General features: G+C 62.8%; 15 protein-coding genes. 5 read left to right on the top strand and 10 right to left on the bottom strand.

Going from position 1 to position 14,752, the window contains the following annotated elements; genetic code table 11:
- The first annotated feature begins 94 nt into the window (after window positions 1–94).
- The 4 genes from AC0JZ4_RS14165 (at window position 95) to AC0JZ4_RS14180 (ending at window position 4,305) form a co-directional block, all read left to right on the top strand.
- Window positions 95–982, top strand: coding sequence for an alpha/beta fold hydrolase (locus tag AC0JZ4_RS14165; RefSeq protein WP_471887001.1), 888 nt, complete (start codon window positions 95–97; stop codon window positions 980–982).
- A 245-nt stretch (window positions 983–1,227) separates the two neighbouring features.
- The gene (tpiA, locus tag AC0JZ4_RS14170) at window positions 1,228–2,007 is read left to right on the top strand and encodes a triose-phosphate isomerase (protein WP_471887002.1); all 780 of its coding nucleotides are present in this window, start codon (window positions 1,228–1,230) and stop codon (window positions 2,005–2,007) included.
- An 85-nt stretch (window positions 2,008–2,092) separates the two neighbouring features.
- Entirely contained in the window at window positions 2,093–2,539 is a 447-nt protein-coding gene (gene secG / locus AC0JZ4_RS14175; RefSeq protein ID WP_471887003.1) for a preprotein translocase subunit SecG, read from the top strand.
- Between the two features lie 137 nt (window positions 2,540–2,676).
- Window positions 2,677–4,305: a CTP synthase gene (locus AC0JZ4_RS14180; protein ID WP_471887004.1), complete on the top strand. Its 1,629-nt coding sequence runs from the start codon at window positions 2,677–2,679 to the stop codon at window positions 4,303–4,305.
- Window positions 4,306–4,444: 139 nt separating this feature from the next.
- Here the strand turns inward: AC0JZ4_RS14180 and AC0JZ4_RS14185 are convergent, their stop codons facing one another.
- From AC0JZ4_RS14185 to AC0JZ4_RS14220, 8 genes are all read right to left on the bottom strand, one after another.
- Window positions 4,445–5,911 (bottom strand): cryptochrome/photolyase family protein, encoded by a 1,467-nt coding sequence (locus tag AC0JZ4_RS14185; RefSeq protein WP_471887005.1) that lies wholly within the window; start codon window positions 5,909–5,911, stop codon window positions 4,445–4,447.
- A 66-nt stretch (window positions 5,912–5,977) separates the two neighbouring features.
- Complete coding sequence (locus AC0JZ4_RS14190) at window positions 5,978–7,198, bottom strand: molybdopterin molybdotransferase MoeA (protein WP_471887006.1); 1,221 nt, start codon at window positions 7,196–7,198, stop codon at window positions 5,978–5,980.
- 13 nt (window positions 7,199–7,211) lie between these two features.
- Complete coding sequence (gene moaC / locus AC0JZ4_RS14195) at window positions 7,212–7,703, bottom strand: cyclic pyranopterin monophosphate synthase MoaC (RefSeq protein ID WP_471887892.1); 492 nt, start codon at window positions 7,701–7,703, stop codon at window positions 7,212–7,214.
- On the bottom strand, window positions 7,703–8,518 hold the full coding sequence (gene trpC, locus AC0JZ4_RS14200; protein WP_471887007.1) for an indole-3-glycerol phosphate synthase TrpC: 816 nt from the start codon (window positions 8,516–8,518) through the stop codon (window positions 7,703–7,705). The genes moaC and trpC overlap by 1 nt, the downstream gene beginning before the upstream one ends.
- 4 nt (window positions 8,519–8,522) lie before the next feature.
- Window positions 8,523–9,539: an anthranilate phosphoribosyltransferase gene (trpD, locus tag AC0JZ4_RS14205; RefSeq protein ID WP_471887008.1), complete on the bottom strand. Its 1,017-nt coding sequence runs from the start codon at window positions 9,537–9,539 to the stop codon at window positions 8,523–8,525.
- Window positions 9,540–9,558: 19 nt separating this feature from the next.
- The gene (locus tag AC0JZ4_RS14210; RefSeq protein ID WP_471887009.1) at window positions 9,559–11,448 is read right to left on the bottom strand and encodes a peptidylprolyl isomerase; all 1,890 of its coding nucleotides are present in this window, start codon (window positions 11,446–11,448) and stop codon (window positions 9,559–9,561) included.
- A 178-nt stretch (window positions 11,449–11,626) separates the two neighbouring features.
- A complete protein-coding gene (locus tag AC0JZ4_RS14215) occupies window positions 11,627–11,974 on the bottom strand; it encodes a DMT family protein (RefSeq protein ID WP_471887010.1) in 348 nt (115 codons plus the stop codon).
- A gap of 120 nt (window positions 11,975–12,094) precedes the next feature.
- Window positions 12,095–12,259, bottom strand: a complete 165-nt coding sequence (locus AC0JZ4_RS14220) for a hypothetical protein (RefSeq protein WP_471887011.1) — start codon at window positions 12,257–12,259, stop codon at window positions 12,095–12,097.
- Window positions 12,260–12,514: 255 nt separating this feature from the next.
- On the opposite strand from AC0JZ4_RS14220, the gene AC0JZ4_RS14225 reads away from it, so the two are divergent.
- Window positions 12,515–12,769, top strand: coding sequence for a DUF6074 family protein (locus AC0JZ4_RS14225; RefSeq protein ID WP_471887012.1), 255 nt, complete (start codon window positions 12,515–12,517; stop codon window positions 12,767–12,769).
- A gap of 67 nt (window positions 12,770–12,836) precedes the next feature.
- Here the strand turns inward: AC0JZ4_RS14225 and AC0JZ4_RS14230 are convergent, their stop codons facing one another.
- Together AC0JZ4_RS14230 and AC0JZ4_RS14235 are read right to left on the bottom strand one after the other, a co-directional pair.
- Complete coding sequence (locus AC0JZ4_RS14230) at window positions 12,837–14,042, bottom strand: ABC transporter permease (protein ID WP_471887013.1); 1,206 nt, start codon at window positions 14,040–14,042, stop codon at window positions 12,837–12,839.
- A complete protein-coding gene (locus AC0JZ4_RS14235; protein WP_471887014.1) occupies window positions 14,032–14,748 on the bottom strand; it encodes an ABC transporter ATP-binding protein in 717 nt (238 codons plus the stop codon). The genes AC0JZ4_RS14230 and AC0JZ4_RS14235 overlap by 11 nt, the downstream gene beginning before the upstream one ends.
- Window positions 14,749–14,752 lie beyond the last annotated feature (4 nt).

Consider the following 14,752-nt stretch of genomic DNA (forward strand, 5'->3'; position numbering starts at 1 on the left):
CATGCCGTCAGCGGACGGAGATTGCTGCCAGCAATGCTTGGCAGGGTCTGTCATGGCAAGCGTACATTACCGAAGGATCAGAATGAAACCCCGCATGTCCACAGTTCATTTCGTTCTCGGCACGTTTCTTGCCGTTTTCTCCGGCCTTGGCGGCGCGATTGCCACAGCGCAGGAAGGGCCGGTCAAGCCGTTCAAGGATCAGTTGTTCTCGGCCATGACGGTGCTCGAGACTGCCGATGGCGGCGCCTATCAGGTGTTTGATTACCAGGAGATGCGCGACATCAACGGTCGCGACCAGGTGCCCGAGCGGCGGGTGAAGGCGGCTTACGTCGATGCTTCCGTGCGTCGCCGGCAGGAGAACGAAACGCTGACACTCGGCAATCGCCGAGTCGATGTCACCAGGGTGGGACCGTCGTCCGGCGCGGCGTTTTCGGTGATCTTCATCCACGGCCGCGGCGGCGACCGGCGGCTTGGCGTCAACGACTACACGTTCGGTGGCAATTTCAACCGGCTGAAGAACCTCTCCGCCAGAAACGGCGGAACCTATTACTCCGTCAGCGTGCCGTCCTTCGATGCGGCGGGCGCGGCCGATATCGGCGCGCTGGTGCGTCACGCTTTCGAACAGTCTTCAGGCCGGCCGGTCATTCTCGCCTGCGCCTCGATGGGCGGCATCATCTGCCAGCATGTCGCCCGCGACGCGGAGGTGGTGCGATATCTCGGCGGCATGGCGCTTCTCGGCGGACCGCCCGATACGGGGCTTGCCACGACGCCGCTCGCGAAGCAGAAAATCCCTGTCTACTTCGCCCATGGCAGCGCCGACAGCGTCTACAAGTCCGAGGATCAGGTCAAAATCTACCGTGGATTGAAAGCCTCCGGCTATCCGGCGCGCTTTGCGATGTTTCAGACGGGAGGGCACGGAACGCCGATCAGGATGGTGGACTGGCGCGAACTCATCAATTTCATGCTTATTTCCCACAGATAAGCGGATTTCGACTTAAATCGATAAGCATGAGGCTTCAAACCGATTGAAACCGGGAATATGCTGTCAAAATACTGTCGGGCTCGACTACGTGGCCGCCGAAAGCCATTTCTCTTTCAAACCAAGCGCTTGAATAAAAGACATTTTTCAGCTTAGGAGGAGGAGCGTCCGCTGTTCTTTTGCAACGGATGCGCGTGCAGGTAGCGATCCGATGACTGGGTCGCCGATGAAAGAGGATGCGACCGCCGATGACGCCAGATGTTCGTCCGCTGATTGCGGGAAACTGGAAGATGAACGGCACGAGGGAGGCACTCGGCGAGATCAAGGCTATGGCGGAAGGCGTTTTCGGCCCGTTGGCCGAGCATGTCGATGTCCTGCTTTGCCCGCCGACGACGCTGCTCTATGTCGCGACGGCGCTTGCCACCGACAGCCCGCTGATGATCGGCGCACAGGATTGCCACCAGAATGTCTGCGGCCCGCATACGGGCGATATTTCCGCCGAGATGATCTCCGACTGTTTCGGCACGCATGTGATCGTCGGTCACTCGGAGCGCCGTACCGATCACGGCGAGACGGATCATGTCGTGCGCGACAAGGCATGCGCGGCGCATGAGGCGGATCTCGTCGCGATCGTCTGTGTCGGCGAGACCGAGGACGAGCGCGACGCCTATGCGACGCTCGACGTGCTGCGCCGCCAGCTCCGCGGCTCTGTTCCTGAAGGGGCAACCGCCGAAAACACGGTCATCGCCTACGAACCGGTCTGGGCGATCGGCTCGGGTGTGACGCCGACGAACGAGGATATCGCCGTCGCGCACGCCTTCATGCGTTCCGAACTCATCCACAGGTTCGGCGATGAGGGGAAGATGATGCGGCTTCTCTATGGCGGTTCGGTCAAGCCGGGCAATGCCGGGCAACTGCTCGGGATCGCCAATGTCGACGGTGCGCTGATCGGCGGCGCGAGCTTGAAAGCTGCGGATTTCCTCGCCATCTATGGGGTCTACGAGGGCCTGATGGCGGAAACCTTGTAATCAAGGCTTGGAAAGCGCGGACGCCTCATGTAAAGAGCCGCAAACTCTTAATCGATGCTCCGTTGATGGGGCAGGGACCCGATACATGCAGACCGTACTGATTGTCATCCATCTCATGATCGTGCTCGCGCTTGTCGGCGTGGTGCTTATCCAGCGCTCCGAAGGCGGTGGCCTCGGGATCGGCGGCGGCTCGGGCTTCATGTCCGCCCGCGGCACGGCCAATGCGCTTACCCGCACGACCGCGATCCTCGCGACGCTGTTCTTCATTACGTCGCTGGGCCTCGGCATTCTGGCGCGCTACGAAGCGCAGCCGTCCGATATCCTCAACCGTATTCCGCAGAGCCAGCAGGGTACCGGCAACGGCATCCTCGACCAGCTCGGCCCGGCGCCGGCCGCCGCACCGGCAGCGCCTGCGCAGTCCAGCAACGGCGTTCCGTCCGATACCGGCGCAGCCGCTCCGGCTACCGGCACGGCACCTGCCGCCCCGGCTCAGCCGGCCGCGCCGTCGACAACGGTTCCGACCGGCCAGTAAGGCTCCGGTCCGGCTTTCAAATCTCCGGCAGGCCAAAAGCCTGCCGGTTTTATTTTGTGAAGATTCCACAGCCGTTTTAGCGATCGGCAAAATTTGTGCTGGCGGAATCGTGTGTGAAAAGGTAACCGGTGACTCCCATGGCGCGATATGTATTCATCACTGGCGGCGTGGTCTCTTCCCTCGGGAAGGGCATTGCGGCCGCGGCCCTCGGAGCTTTGCTTCAGGCGAGGGGTTACCGGGTTCGGCTCAGAAAGCTCGATCCTTATCTCAACGTAGATCCGGGCACGATGTCCCCGACTCAACACGGCGAGGTCTTCGTGACCGACGACGGCGCGGAGACGGATCTCGATCTCGGTCACTACGAACGCTTTACCGGGCGTTCGGCGACCAAGACCGACAACATCACCACCGGCCGCATCTACAAGAACATCATCGACAAGGAACGCCGCGGCGATTACCTCGGTGCGACCGTTCAGGTCATTCCGCATGTGACGAACGAGATCAAGAATTTCGTTACCGAAGGTAACGAGGATTACGACTTCGTGCTCTGCGAAATCGGCGGCACCGTCGGCGATATCGAGGCGATGCCGTTCATGGAGGCGATCCGCCAGCTCGGCAACGATCTGCCGCGCGGCACCGCCGTCTACGTTCACCTGACGTTGATGCCCTATATCCCGGCAGCCGGCGAGTTGAAGACCAAGCCGACGCAGCATTCGGTCAAGGAACTGCAGGCGCTCGGTATCCATCCCGACATCCTGCTCGTTCGCGCCGATCGCGAGATCCCGGAAGCAGAGCGCCGCAAGCTGTCGCTGTTCTGCAACGTGCGCGAAAGCGCCGTCATCCAGGCGCTCGACGTCGCCAATATCTATGATGTTCCGGTTGCCTACCACAAGGAAGGCCTGGACAACGAGGTTCTGGCCGCCTTCGGCATCGAGCCGGCGCCGAAGCCGCGTCTCGACCAGTGGGAAGACGTCTGCAGCCGTATCAAGACGCCGGAAGGCGAAGTCACGATCGCGATCGTCGGCAAGTACACGGGCCTGAAAGACGCCTACAAGTCGCTGATCGAGGCGCTGCATCACGGCGGCATCGCCAATCACGTCAAGGTCAATCTCGAATGGATCGAGTCGGAAGTCTTCGAAAAGGAAGACCCGGCGCCCTACCTTGAAAAGGTGCACGGCATTCTCGTTCCCGGCGGCTTCGGCGAGCGCGGTTCGGAAGGCAAGATCCTGGCGGCGCAGTTCGCCCGCGAGCGCAAGGTGCCGTATTTCGGTATCTGCTTCGGCATGCAGATGGCGGTGGTGGAAGCCGCCCGTCATCTCGCCGGCATCGAAAAGGCGTCGTCGACCGAATTCGGCAAGACCGAGGAGCCGGTCGTCGGCCTGATGACCGAGTGGGTGAAGGGCAACGAGCTCGAGAAGCGCAATGCGGCCGGCAATCTCGGCGGCACGATGCGCCTCGGCGCCTATCAGGCAGCGCTCAAGAAGGATACGAAGATCGCCGAGATCTATGGATCCACCGATATCGCCGAGCGTCACCGTCACCGCTACGAGGTGAATGTCGACTACAAGGACCGCCTGGAAAACTGCGGTCTGGTCTTCTCGGGCATGTCGCCGGACGGCGTGCTGCCGGAAACGATCGAGTACCCGGATCATCCGTGGTTCATTGGCGTCCAGTACCACCCGGAATACAAGAGCCGCCCGCTCGATCCGCACCCGCTGTTCAGAAGCTTCATCGAAGCGGCGCTGGAACAGAGCCGGCTTGTATAAGGGCTGCTAAAAGCACAACAATTCGAGAGACCCGGCTTCGGCCGGGTCTTTTGCGTTTGGGGGGCGGGTTTGCGGCGCGGCCTTTACCCTTTGCCCCGCGCAGGCGGGATAGGAGGCAAGCAGCACCGCCCCGTAGCTCTCAATCCTGCCCTCTCAGCGCCTTGTACGCCGCCAAAGCCCTGTCTCGCGCCATGCCGTGATCGACGATCGGCTTCGGGTAGGTTCTGCCAAGCTCGATACCGGCCTTTTCCAGCACATGCACCGGCGCCTGAAACGGCTTGTGGATGTATTTCCGATCCAGATTCGCCAGCTCCGGCACATGCTCACGGACGTAATCGCCATCGGGATCGAATTTCTCTCCCTGGAGGATCGGGTTGAAGATGCGGAAGAAGGGCGAGGCGTCGGCGCCGGAGCCGGCAACCCATTGCCAGTTGGCGGGATTGTTGGCCGGGCAGGCATCGACCAGCGTGTCGCGGAACCATTGCTCGCCCTTGCGCCAGTCGATCATCAGGTCCTTGATCAGGAAGGAAGCCGTGATCATGCGCACCCGGTTGTGCATGAAACCGTATTTCCACAATTGCCGCATGCCGGCATCGACGATCGGATAACCGGTCAAGCCCTTCGTCCATGCGACAAAATCCTTCTCGTCATACTGCCATTCGAAACCGTCGAACTTGTCGTCCCAGTTGTCGCGGTCGAGTGCCGGAAATTCGATCAGCAGGCTGTGGCAGAAGTCGCGCCAGGCCAGCTCGCGACGGAAATGCGAGACCTCTTCGGCAGCCTTTGCCGGCAGGCCGCGGACCGCATGCCAGACGCGGGCAGGGGAGATCTCGCCGAATGCGAGATGCGGGGACAGGTTCGAGGTCGCCTCGACGGCGGGCAGGTCGCGGCCCTGTTTGTAACCGTGGAGTTCGCGGTCGATCAGGTCTTCGAGCTTTTCCCGCGCACCCGCCTCGCCGGGCGTCCACATCGACGAAAAATTCTTCGCCCAATTGGGTTTTGTCGGCAGCAGATCCCAGCTGTCGAGCGCTTCCGAGCGGGGAAAATGAGCGGGCGCGGGGATGGTGTCCGGTGCGTCGATCGGCTCATGCGGCTCGCCATGTTTCTGCATGGCGTTCCAGAAGGGAGTGAAAACCTTGAAGGCGTTGCCGGAGCCGGTGCGGATCGCCTTCGGCTCGTGCAGCAACTGCCCGTGGAAGGCGCGGATGGCGATGCCGTTGTCCCTGAGGGCGAAAGCGATTGCGCGGTCATGGTCGTTCCGCTCATAGGCGCGGTTGACATGAACGGTCTTCGCACCGGTCTTTTCGGCGATCTCGACGAGCACGTGCTCGGCCTTGCCGGTGGCAAGCACGAGATCGCTGCCGAGCGCCTTCAATGCCTCTTTCAGTGCGGCAAGAGAATGATGCAGCCACCAGACCTGCGCGCCGCCCAGCGGGCCGATATTCAGGTCGTCCGGCTCGCGGATATAGACGGGTATCACCGGGCCGCCGGCATCGATCGCCGCATGAAGGGCCGCATTGTCGTCGAGGCGCAGATCCTTGCGGAACCAGAGAATTGAGGCGGTGCCGCCTTCGGTCTTGTTCGAGGTGGTGTTGGCTTCGGTCACGTGTGTCTCCGCTGGGGCCTTAAGCCCCAACATACGGATTTCGTTCCGATTCGGATCAGTCGGACGTCACGTGAGAGGGCGGATCAGCAACAGGGTACAGGCTTCGCCAGCGGCGAGTTCCGGCGCATGCGGCGCGCGGATGATCAGGCCGTCCGCGTGGGCGAAGATCTTCATCATCGACGAATCCTGCTTCGGATTGGCGTCCGCGACCAGCGTGCCGTTGTCATCGCGGGTTATGACCGAGCGCAGGTAATCCTGCCGCTGGTCGTTGGCCTTAAGGTCGCGGGCCGTGATGCCCTGAACCTCGCGCTCGCGCTGCGGCAGATGGGCAAGGCGACGCAGCAGCGGCTCGAGAAAGAGCATGCCCGTGACCATGCTTGCGACCGGATTGCCGGGTAGACCGATAACATGCATGCCATCGAGCGAGCCGACCATCAGCGGCTTTCCCGGCCGCATGGCGATCCGCCAGAAATCGAGTTCCATGCCGGCCGACCTCAGCACTGACTGGACGAGATCGTGATCGCCGACCGAGGCGCCGCCGAGGGTGACGAGGATGTCGGCCCCTGCATCCCGCGCGCGTTCGACCGAGGCTGCGATGGCATCGGGCCGATCCGGCGCTATGCCGAGATCGATCACTTCGCCGCCATTGTCGCGTATCAAGGCTGCAACGCCGAAGGTATTGGAGGCGATGATCTGGGCAGGGGCTGGCTTGCCGCCCGGCTGCACAAGTTCGTCGCCGGTCGCCAGAAGTGCGACCTTCGGCTTGCGATGGACGGCAAGCGTCGGGTGGTTCATCGCGGCTGCGACGGTCAGGTGCGAGAAATCAATCTGCGTGCCGGCTTTCAGCACCGTCTCGCCTTCGGCGAAATCCTGACCTTTCGGGCGGATATGGCGACCGGCGACCACTTCGAACGACGTGCGAATACGGGCGCCATCCAGCTTTTCGGCATCTTCCTGTATGAGGATCGTATCGGCGCCTTCCGGTACCGGTGCGCCGGTGAAGATGCGCACCGTCTCGCCGGGACCGACCGTGCCGTCGAACGCGTGGCCGGCGGCGGCACTGCCGATCACGGCAAGTTCCGAGCCGATCTTCGGCGCGTCGGCGGCGCGCAGCGCGTAGCCGTCCATGGCGGAGGCGTTGAAGGGCGGCTGCGTCAGCCTTGCCCGGACATCTTTTGCCAGCACACGACCTGCGGCGTCATGCAGCGCCACCATCTCGATATCGGCAATCGGCGTTGCCGCGGCCAGAAGGCGGGATTTTGCGTCGGCAACGGGCAGTAGCGCCATGAAAGATCCTCGTTCAGGTTTCCGCGCGGTAATGACCGGATTTTCCGCCGATCTTTTCCATCAGCCTGATCCCGCCGATCTCCATGCCCTTGTCGGCGGCTTTCGCCATGTCATAAATCGTCAGGCAGGTGACGGAGACGGCGGTCAGCGCTTCCATCTCGACGCCGGTCTTGCCGGTGAGCTTTGCCGTCGCGGCAACGCGCAGGCCGGGCAGGGCCTCGTCCTCGGTGATCTCGACCGAAACCTTGGTCAGCATCAGCGGATGGCAGAGTGGAATGAGGTCGGATGTCTTCTTGGCCGCCATGATGCCGGCGAGCCGTGCCGTGCCGATTACATCGCCCTTCTTGGCATTGCCCTCGCGGATCAGCGAGAGCGTTTCCGGCAGCATGCGGACATAGCCTTCGGCGGTGGCCGAGCGGGTCGTCTCCGCCTTGTCACCGACATCCACCATATGGGCTTCGCCGGCGCTGTCGATATGCGTCAAACCTGCCATATCCCTTGGCATCATTCGGCCGCCAGCGTATCGGCCTTGCCGGTCAACAGCAGGCGCGTTGCAGCGGCGACGTCGTCCTTGCGCATCAGGCTTTCGCCGACAAGGAAAGTGCCTATATCGACCTTGGCGAGGCGCAGGCAGTCCTCATGGGTGAAGATGCCGCTTTCGCCGACAAGCAGGCGATCGGCCGGCACCATCGGCGCAAGCGCTTCGCTGGTCGCAAGATCCAGCTCGAAGGTGCGCAGGTTGCGGTTGTTGATGCCGATCAGCGGCGCCGGCAGTTTCAACGCGCGTTCCATCTCCTGCGCATCATGCACCTCGATCAGCGCATCCATGCCGAGTTCGCTTGCCGTCTCGTAGAGCGACAGGGCCTCGTCGTCAGTAAGCGATGCCATGATGATGAGGATGCAGTCGGCGCCCCAGGAGCGGGCCTCGAAGACCTGATAGGGCTCGAACATGAAATCCTTGCGCAGCGCGGGAAGCGCGCAGGCGTTGCGGGCGCCGACGAGGAATTCCGGTGCACCCTGGAAGCTCGGGGTATCGGTCAGGACGGACAGGCACGCAGCGCCGCCGGCCTCATAGGCGGCAGCCAGTGCCGGCGGATCGAAATCCGGACGGATCAGGCCCTTGGACGGACTTGCCTTCTTGATCTCGGCGATCAGGCCGAACTCGCCCTTTGCCTTCTTCGCCTTCAGCGCATTGAGGAAGCCGCGCGGGGAGGACTGGTCGGCGGCGCGCGCCTTGATCTCAGCCAGCGGCACGGCGGCCTTGGCGGCCTCGATCTCGACGCGCTTGTAGGCTTCTATCTTCTTCAGGATGTCGGCCATCGCCTTATTCCTTCTCGTTGGAGACCGAAACAAGCCGGTCAAGGGCTGCGCTTGCTGCGCCGCTGTCGAGCGATTGCGCGGCAAGTGCCATGCCGTTCTTTACGTCGGTCGCCTTGCCGGCCACGACAAGGGCTGCCGCCGCATTGCAGAGCGCGATGTCGCGATAGGCATTCTTCGCTCCGCCGAGTACGGCACGCAGCGCGGCCGCATTATAGACGCCGTCGCCACCCTTGAGGTCGGCAAGCGTTGCCCGCTCTACGCCAAAATCCTCCGGCGTCAGCTCGAACTCGCGGATCTGGCCGCCTTCGAGCGCAACGACCTGGCTTGCGCCCGTCGTGGTGATTTCGTCGAGACCCTGGCCGTGCACGACCCAGACCGTCTCCGACCCCATTTCCTTCAGCGTCTGCGCAATCGGCATCAGCCATTGCGGCGAATAGACACCGAGCAACTGGCGCTTGGCGCCGGCCGGGTTGGAGAGCGGACCGAGAAGATTGAAGATCGTGCGGGTGCCCAGTTCGACACGGCTCGGGCCGACATGGCGCATGGCGGCGTGGTGCATCGAGGCGAACATGAAGCCGATCCCGGCCTCGCGGATGCAGCGGGCAATCAGCGACGGACCAATCTCCAGATTGATACCAAGCGCCGACAGCGCGTCGGCCGTCCCCGATTTCGAGCTGACTGCCCGGTTGCCGTGCTTGGCCACGGGAACGCCGGCGCCCGCCACGATGATCGAGGCGAGCGTCGAGATATTGTAGGTGCCGGCTCCATCGCCGCCGGTTCCGACGATATCGACGGCGTCCGCCGGAGCATCGACCCGCAGCATCTTCGCCCGCATGGTCGATACCGCGCCGGTCATCTCGGTGACTGTTTCGCCGCGCACGCGCAGCGCCATCAGGAAGCCGCCGATCTGCGACGGGGTGGCTTCGCCCGACATCAGGATGCCGAAGGCGTCGCGCGCTTCCTCGAAGTTCAGCGGCTCGCCATTGGCGACCTTGGCCAGCAGGGGTTTCAAGTCAGGCATGGCGCAGGATCCGCTTCACTTACTGGATTGTCGATGCAGACTGCTCGAGCGCGGTCTGGTTGACGCTGACGCCGTAGCGGGTCTTCAGGCTATTGACCATCTGATCGAGCATGTCGTCGCCGGCCGATTCCGCCAGCCGGTTGAGCTGCTCGTCATCGGCAGGCTCGCCGGACGGCGACTGTTCGACCGAGGTCACCTTCATCAGCATACGGCTTTCGCGGTCGGCCGCCAGGGCCGTACCCGTCGTGTCGACCGGGCCGGAGAAGGCGATGGCCGAGGCGTCCGCGCCGAAGATCGGATCATCGGCACTGCGGCGCAGGCCCGTCTTCGTCTCGACGGCGATCCCGAGATCCTCGGCGATCGCCGCCAGCGTCTCGCCGCCGTCCAGACGGGTCTTCAGCTCGGTTGCCAGCGTCGTCAGGGCGGTGCTCTGCTGCTCGGCCGTCCAGTCGACGGTCGCCTTCTCGCGAGCTTCGTCGAGCGTGCGCTCGCGTTCGGCGATGACGTTGCTGACTTCGAACCAGACATAGCCGGTATTGCCGATGCTGACCGGGATCGTGTCCTGGCCGGGCTCGGTGCGGAAGACTTCCGAGATCAGGTTGGTCGAGGCCGGAAGCCCTGCCACCGGCTGTTCCTGCTCATTCTGGCCGGATGCATCGGCGGTGACCGTAACGGCCCTGAGGCGCAGGTCGGCCGCAGCTTCCTGCAGTGTCGATCCGCCGCCGCGCAGCTCCTCGAAACGGTCGTGGGCGCTGGTAATTTCGCGCGAGGCGGCGGCAACGGCCATCTGCTGGCGCAGCTCTTCCTTCACCTCGTCGAAGGAGCGGGTGCTTTCCGGGCGGATGTTGCTGATGCGCAGGATGACCGGGCCGAACGTGCCCTGAATGACCGGCGTCGTGCCGCCGTTTGCCGAAACGCGAAATGCCGGCTCGGCCCATGCCTGGTCCGGCATGTTTTCGCGGGTGAAATCGCCGAGGTTGACGTCGGCTGCCGTCTGGCCCTGATCGGTGATGATCTGGTCGAAGGTGGTGGTGCCGTCGCGCAGCTGGGTTGCCGCGGCATCCGCCATTTCCTTGTTCGGGAAGCCCAGACGCTCGATGGTGCGGGTCTCGTGCGTCTTGTAACCTTCCTTGCGGGTCTCGTATTCGGCGCGAACCTGATCGTCGGTGATCGAGGTTGCGTCGGCGAGATCGGAGGGCTCCAGCTTCACATAGGTGAAGTTGCGATATTCGGGGGCGCGGTAGCGCGCCTTGTTGGCCTCGAACCACGTCGCCAGAACATCGTTGGCCGGTGCCTTGACCGGGTCGATGTTGGCGTTCGAGAGAAGCACGTATTCGATCGTGCGGCTTTCGTCGCGATACTGTTTCAAGGCATCGAGCATGACCTGCGGCGGCCTGAAGCCATCGGAGACGGCCTCGACGACCTGGCTGCGCACGGCGACCTTGCTGCGTTCGGCAATATAGTCGTTCTCACGCAGGCCGGCGGTGCGCAGGCGCGAGGAGAACAGGTCGCGGTCGAACTGGCCGTTCGAGGCGCGGAAAGCCGGGTCCTCGGCGATCAGGCTGGCGAGGCGATCCTCGGACAGGCCAAGGTTCATGTCGTCGGCAAGCTGATCGAGAGCGGCACCTGCGGAAAGCTGGGCGATGACTTCCTGATCGATGCCGAAGGCGCGCGCCTGCTGCGGTGTCAGCTGGGTGCCGAACTGGCGGCTCAGATTGGCGATCTGCCGCTGGTAGGCGAGCCGGAATTGCTCGGTGGAGACTTCCTGGTCGCCGACCGTCAGGACGGTGTTGCCACCGGTGGCCAGCAGCGACTGGCTGCCGCCCCAGATCGCAAAGGAGGCGACGAGAAGCAGGAGCAGGGCCTTCGCAACCCAGGAGCGGGCCGCGTTTCTGAGAGAATCAAGCATCGAACAACATACCTAAAGACAGTCTGCCGCCGCATGATGGCGGATGAAGCACTGTCTCTAGAGCAATCCGCAGAGGAATTGAAGGTGCACGTCATGAAAAGCGTGAGAGCAAACGCGATCGTGTCACGGCGCTGTTTTCGTGCGGGCGCGTGGCAAGCTCAAAACAGCGGCTGATGACCTACTTGGTGAAGATGAAGAAGGCGCCGAGCGCGATGAAGCCGAAGCCGATCGCCTGTTTCCAGTGAAACGATTCCCCGAGATAGAAGACGGAGAAGATCACGAAGACCGAAAGGGTGATGATCTCCTGAATGGTCTTCAGCTGGGCAGCATTGAAGTAGCCGTAGCCGATGCGGTTGGCCGGCACCTGGGCGCAATATTCGAAAAAGGCGATCGACCAGCTTGCCAGGATGACGAGATAGAGCGGCTTGTTCTCGAATTTCAGATGCCCGTACCAGGCAAAGGTCATGAAGACGTTGGAAAGAATGAGAAGGCCGATGGTCAGAATGGGCGTCAGCGAGAGGCTCATTGGGGGCGTTCCAGCAAGGGTGGGGTTGCAGGTGGTGTATTCAGCGGCACGAACCGCCGGGACGGGCTTTTGCAGCACGCCGTCCGGGCGGTCCTTTATCGATCTCTGTTTGCGACGGCCTTAGTGCAGCGTCTCGGTCGCCACGTCGCCTTCCATGATGGAGAGCGCGTTGTGAAGCGCCTCGACCAGGATGTCGGTCAGGCCGTCCATATCGTTTTCCTGCAGGAAAAGCGCGATCGACTGGTCGGATGGCTGCGGCGTCTGCTGTTCAATCTCGTTCGACATTCATGTCCCTCTCTTTCCGTCCTCATGACGTATTGGACATGAGTGCATGCGTCGGCTTGTGCCGGGCTGACGTGGCCGTTTGGTGCCAATCCAGCCCCCTTGGCGATCACCGAAGATCACAAGATGGTGCATCAATATGGCACGACAAGGTTCAATTGGAACCAACCCGGTTACCTCGGGTTCACTCTTTGTGAAGGTCTAGCCGCGATTGTGGCCTCATCCACGGGCGATTCGCCCAGCGAGTATGGAGATGGCATGACACTGGTGCAGTTCCCCGCCGACAGACGCACGGCCGATATCAGACGGTGCGCAGACGCGCTGCAGACCCTTCACGGAGACGAGGCAAACCGCTTCTGGCGTTCGGAAATGGCGCTGTTTGCGCAAGGTTTTCGCGAGCGCGGCGCCGATGAAGGCGAGATCCGCCATCAGGCCGCGCTGTTCATGCATGCCGTCCAGATGGAACTGCAGGCCGCCTACGGCGAGCCGGAAGGCATGGACGCCCGCGCCTGAAGTGCATTCGACAGCGTCGACGAGAAATTGAAGGCGGCCTCGGCCGCCTTTTCGATTCTTGCTCGCGCTATTCGTGCCTCAGCGCCTCGATCGGGTTCAGCTGCGCTGCCCGCCTTGCCGGGAAATAGCCGAAGATCATGCCGATCGCCGCCGAAAAGGCGAAGGCCAGCGCGATGATCGTCGGGCTGACGACGAACGGCACTTCGAGGAAACTGACGACGCCATAGGCAAGCGCCAGGCCGGTGACGATGCCGGTGACCCCGCCAAAGATCGACAACATAACCGCTTCCACCAGAAACTGGGTCAGGACCTGATTTTCCAGAGCGCCGATCGCCAGCCGGATGCCGATTTCGCGGGTGCGCTCGGTGACCGATACCAGCATGATGTTCATGATGCCGATACCGCCGACCAGCAGGCTGACGGCCGCGACCGCGCCGAGCAGGCCGGTCAAAAGCACGGTCGTGCCGGTCATCGCGGCGGCGATCTGCGACATGTCGTTGACGGAAAAGTCGTCGTCACGGCCGATGGCGATGCGGCGGCGTTCGCGCAAAAGGTTCTCGACATCCGACTGCACCTTGGCGGTCGACACACCGTCCTGCGCGGAGAGGATGACGCTCGAAATCGTGGTCGTGCCGCCGATGCGGCGCTGGTGCAGTTTCAACGGCATGACGACCGTGTCGTCCTGGTCGTCGCCCATGCCCGACTGCCCCTTGGCCGCCAGCACGCCGACGATCGGGCAGGCGACATTGCTGACGCGCAATGTCTGGCCGACCGGATCGGCCGAGCCGTAGAGTTCACGCCTGACGGTCTCGCCGATGATGCAGGCGGCCTGGCTGCCACGATCTTCGGTCGGGGTGAATTCGCGACCGAGCGCGAGTTCCCAGTCCTGCGCAATCAGATAGTCGGAATTGGTGCCGATCGCACTCGTCGAACGGTTTGCACCGCCGGCAATCACCGTGACGGTGCTGCGATTGAAGGGGGCGACGGCGCGCAGGCCGGAAATCTGCTCGCGCATGGCGGCGATATCGGCATCGGTGAAGCGCTTGGCCTCGGTGCTGGCGCGGCCGGGACCCCATTGGCCGGGGCGGATGAACAGCGTGTTGGTGCCGAGGCGCGAGAGTTCGTCGCGCACCTTGGCCGTCGTACCGTTGCCGACGGTAACCATGGCGATAACGGCCGCGACGCCGATGACGACGCCGAGCACCGTCAAAAACGAGCGCAGCATGTTGCGGCTGATGGCGCGCCAGGCGAGTTTTGCCGTCTCAAACCACATGGGCGATCTCCCCGGCCTGATTTTCATCGCTGACCAGATGGCCGTCGGTGAAGCGCATCAGGCGTCTGGCATAGGCGGCGATATCCTCTTCATGGGTAACCATGATGACGGTGATGCGGTTGTCGCGGTTCAGCCTGGTGATCAGGTCCATGATCTCGATGCTGGTCTTCGTATCGAGATTGCCGGTCGGTTCGTCTGCCAGGAGCACGGCCGGGTTGGTGACGATGGCGCGGGCGATCGCGACGCGCTGCTGCTGGCCGCCGGAGAGTTCCTGCGTCGTATGATGCTCGCGGCCCTTCAGTCCTACCTGCTCGAGCGCCGAAAGCGCCCGTTTGCGTCGCTCCGAATGATCCATGCCGCGATAGACGAGCGGCAGTTCGACATTCTCGACGGCCGAGGTGCGGGCCAGAAGGTTGAAGCCCTGGAAGACGAAGCCGAGCATGTGGCGGCGCAGAAGCGTCAGTTGCTGGCGGTCGAAGCTGCTCGTGGGAATGCCCTGGAAGATGTATTCGCCGGATGTCGGTGTATCGAGGCCGCCGATGATGTTCATGGCAGTCGATTTGCCCGAACCGGACGGCCCCATGATCGAGACGAATTCACCGGCCGAAATGGTCAGGTCGATCTTGTCGAGCGCGCGGATCGTCGCTTCGCCATGACCGTACAGCCTGGAGACCTTGTCGAATTTGATCAGTGGGGTGGCCATCATGTCG

Source organism: [Rhizobium] kunmingense, assembly GCF_977018605.1.

Bases quoted from the DNA above. Each gene is read 5' to 3' on its own strand.
- AC0JZ4_RS14165 (WP_471887001.1), top strand. From the start codon at position 95: ATGTCCACAGTTCATTTCGTTCTCGGCACGTTTCTTGCCGTTTTCTCC.
- tpiA (WP_471887002.1), top strand. From the start codon at position 1,228: ATGACGCCAGATGTTCGTCCGCTGATTGCGGGAAACTGGAAGATGAAC.
- secG (WP_471887003.1), top strand. From the start codon at position 2,093: ATGCAGACCGTACTGATTGTCATCCATCTCATGATCGTGCTCGCGCTT.
- AC0JZ4_RS14180 (WP_471887004.1), top strand. From the start codon at position 2,677: ATGGCGCGATATGTATTCATCACTGGCGGCGTGGTCTCTTCCCTCGGG.
- AC0JZ4_RS14190 (WP_471887006.1), bottom strand. From the start codon at position 7,198: ATGGCGCTACTGCCCGTTGCCGACGCAAAATCCCGCCTTCTGGCCGCG.
- moaC (WP_471887892.1), bottom strand. From the start codon at position 7,703: ATGCCAAGGGATATGGCAGGTTTGACGCATATCGACAGCGCCGGCGAA.
- trpC (WP_471887007.1), bottom strand. From the start codon at position 8,518: ATGGCCGACATCCTGAAGAAGATAGAAGCCTACAAGCGCGTCGAGATC.
- trpD (WP_471887008.1), bottom strand. From the start codon at position 9,539: ATGCCTGACTTGAAACCCCTGCTGGCCAAGGTCGCCAATGGCGAGCCG.
- AC0JZ4_RS14210 (WP_471887009.1), bottom strand. From the start codon at position 11,448: ATGCTTGATTCTCTCAGAAACGCGGCCCGCTCCTGGGTTGCGAAGGCC.
- AC0JZ4_RS14215 (WP_471887010.1), bottom strand. From the start codon at position 11,974: ATGAGCCTCTCGCTGACGCCCATTCTGACCATCGGCCTTCTCATTCTT.
- AC0JZ4_RS14220 (WP_471887011.1), bottom strand. From the start codon at position 12,259: ATGTCGAACGAGATTGAACAGCAGACGCCGCAGCCATCCGACCAGTCG.
- AC0JZ4_RS14225 (WP_471887012.1), top strand. From the start codon at position 12,515: ATGACACTGGTGCAGTTCCCCGCCGACAGACGCACGGCCGATATCAGA.
- AC0JZ4_RS14230 (WP_471887013.1), bottom strand. From the start codon at position 14,042: ATGTGGTTTGAGACGGCAAAACTCGCCTGGCGCGCCATCAGCCGCAAC.
- AC0JZ4_RS14235 (WP_471887014.1), bottom strand. From the start codon at position 14,748: ATGATGGCCACCCCACTGATCAAATTCGACAAGGTCTCCAGGCTGTAC.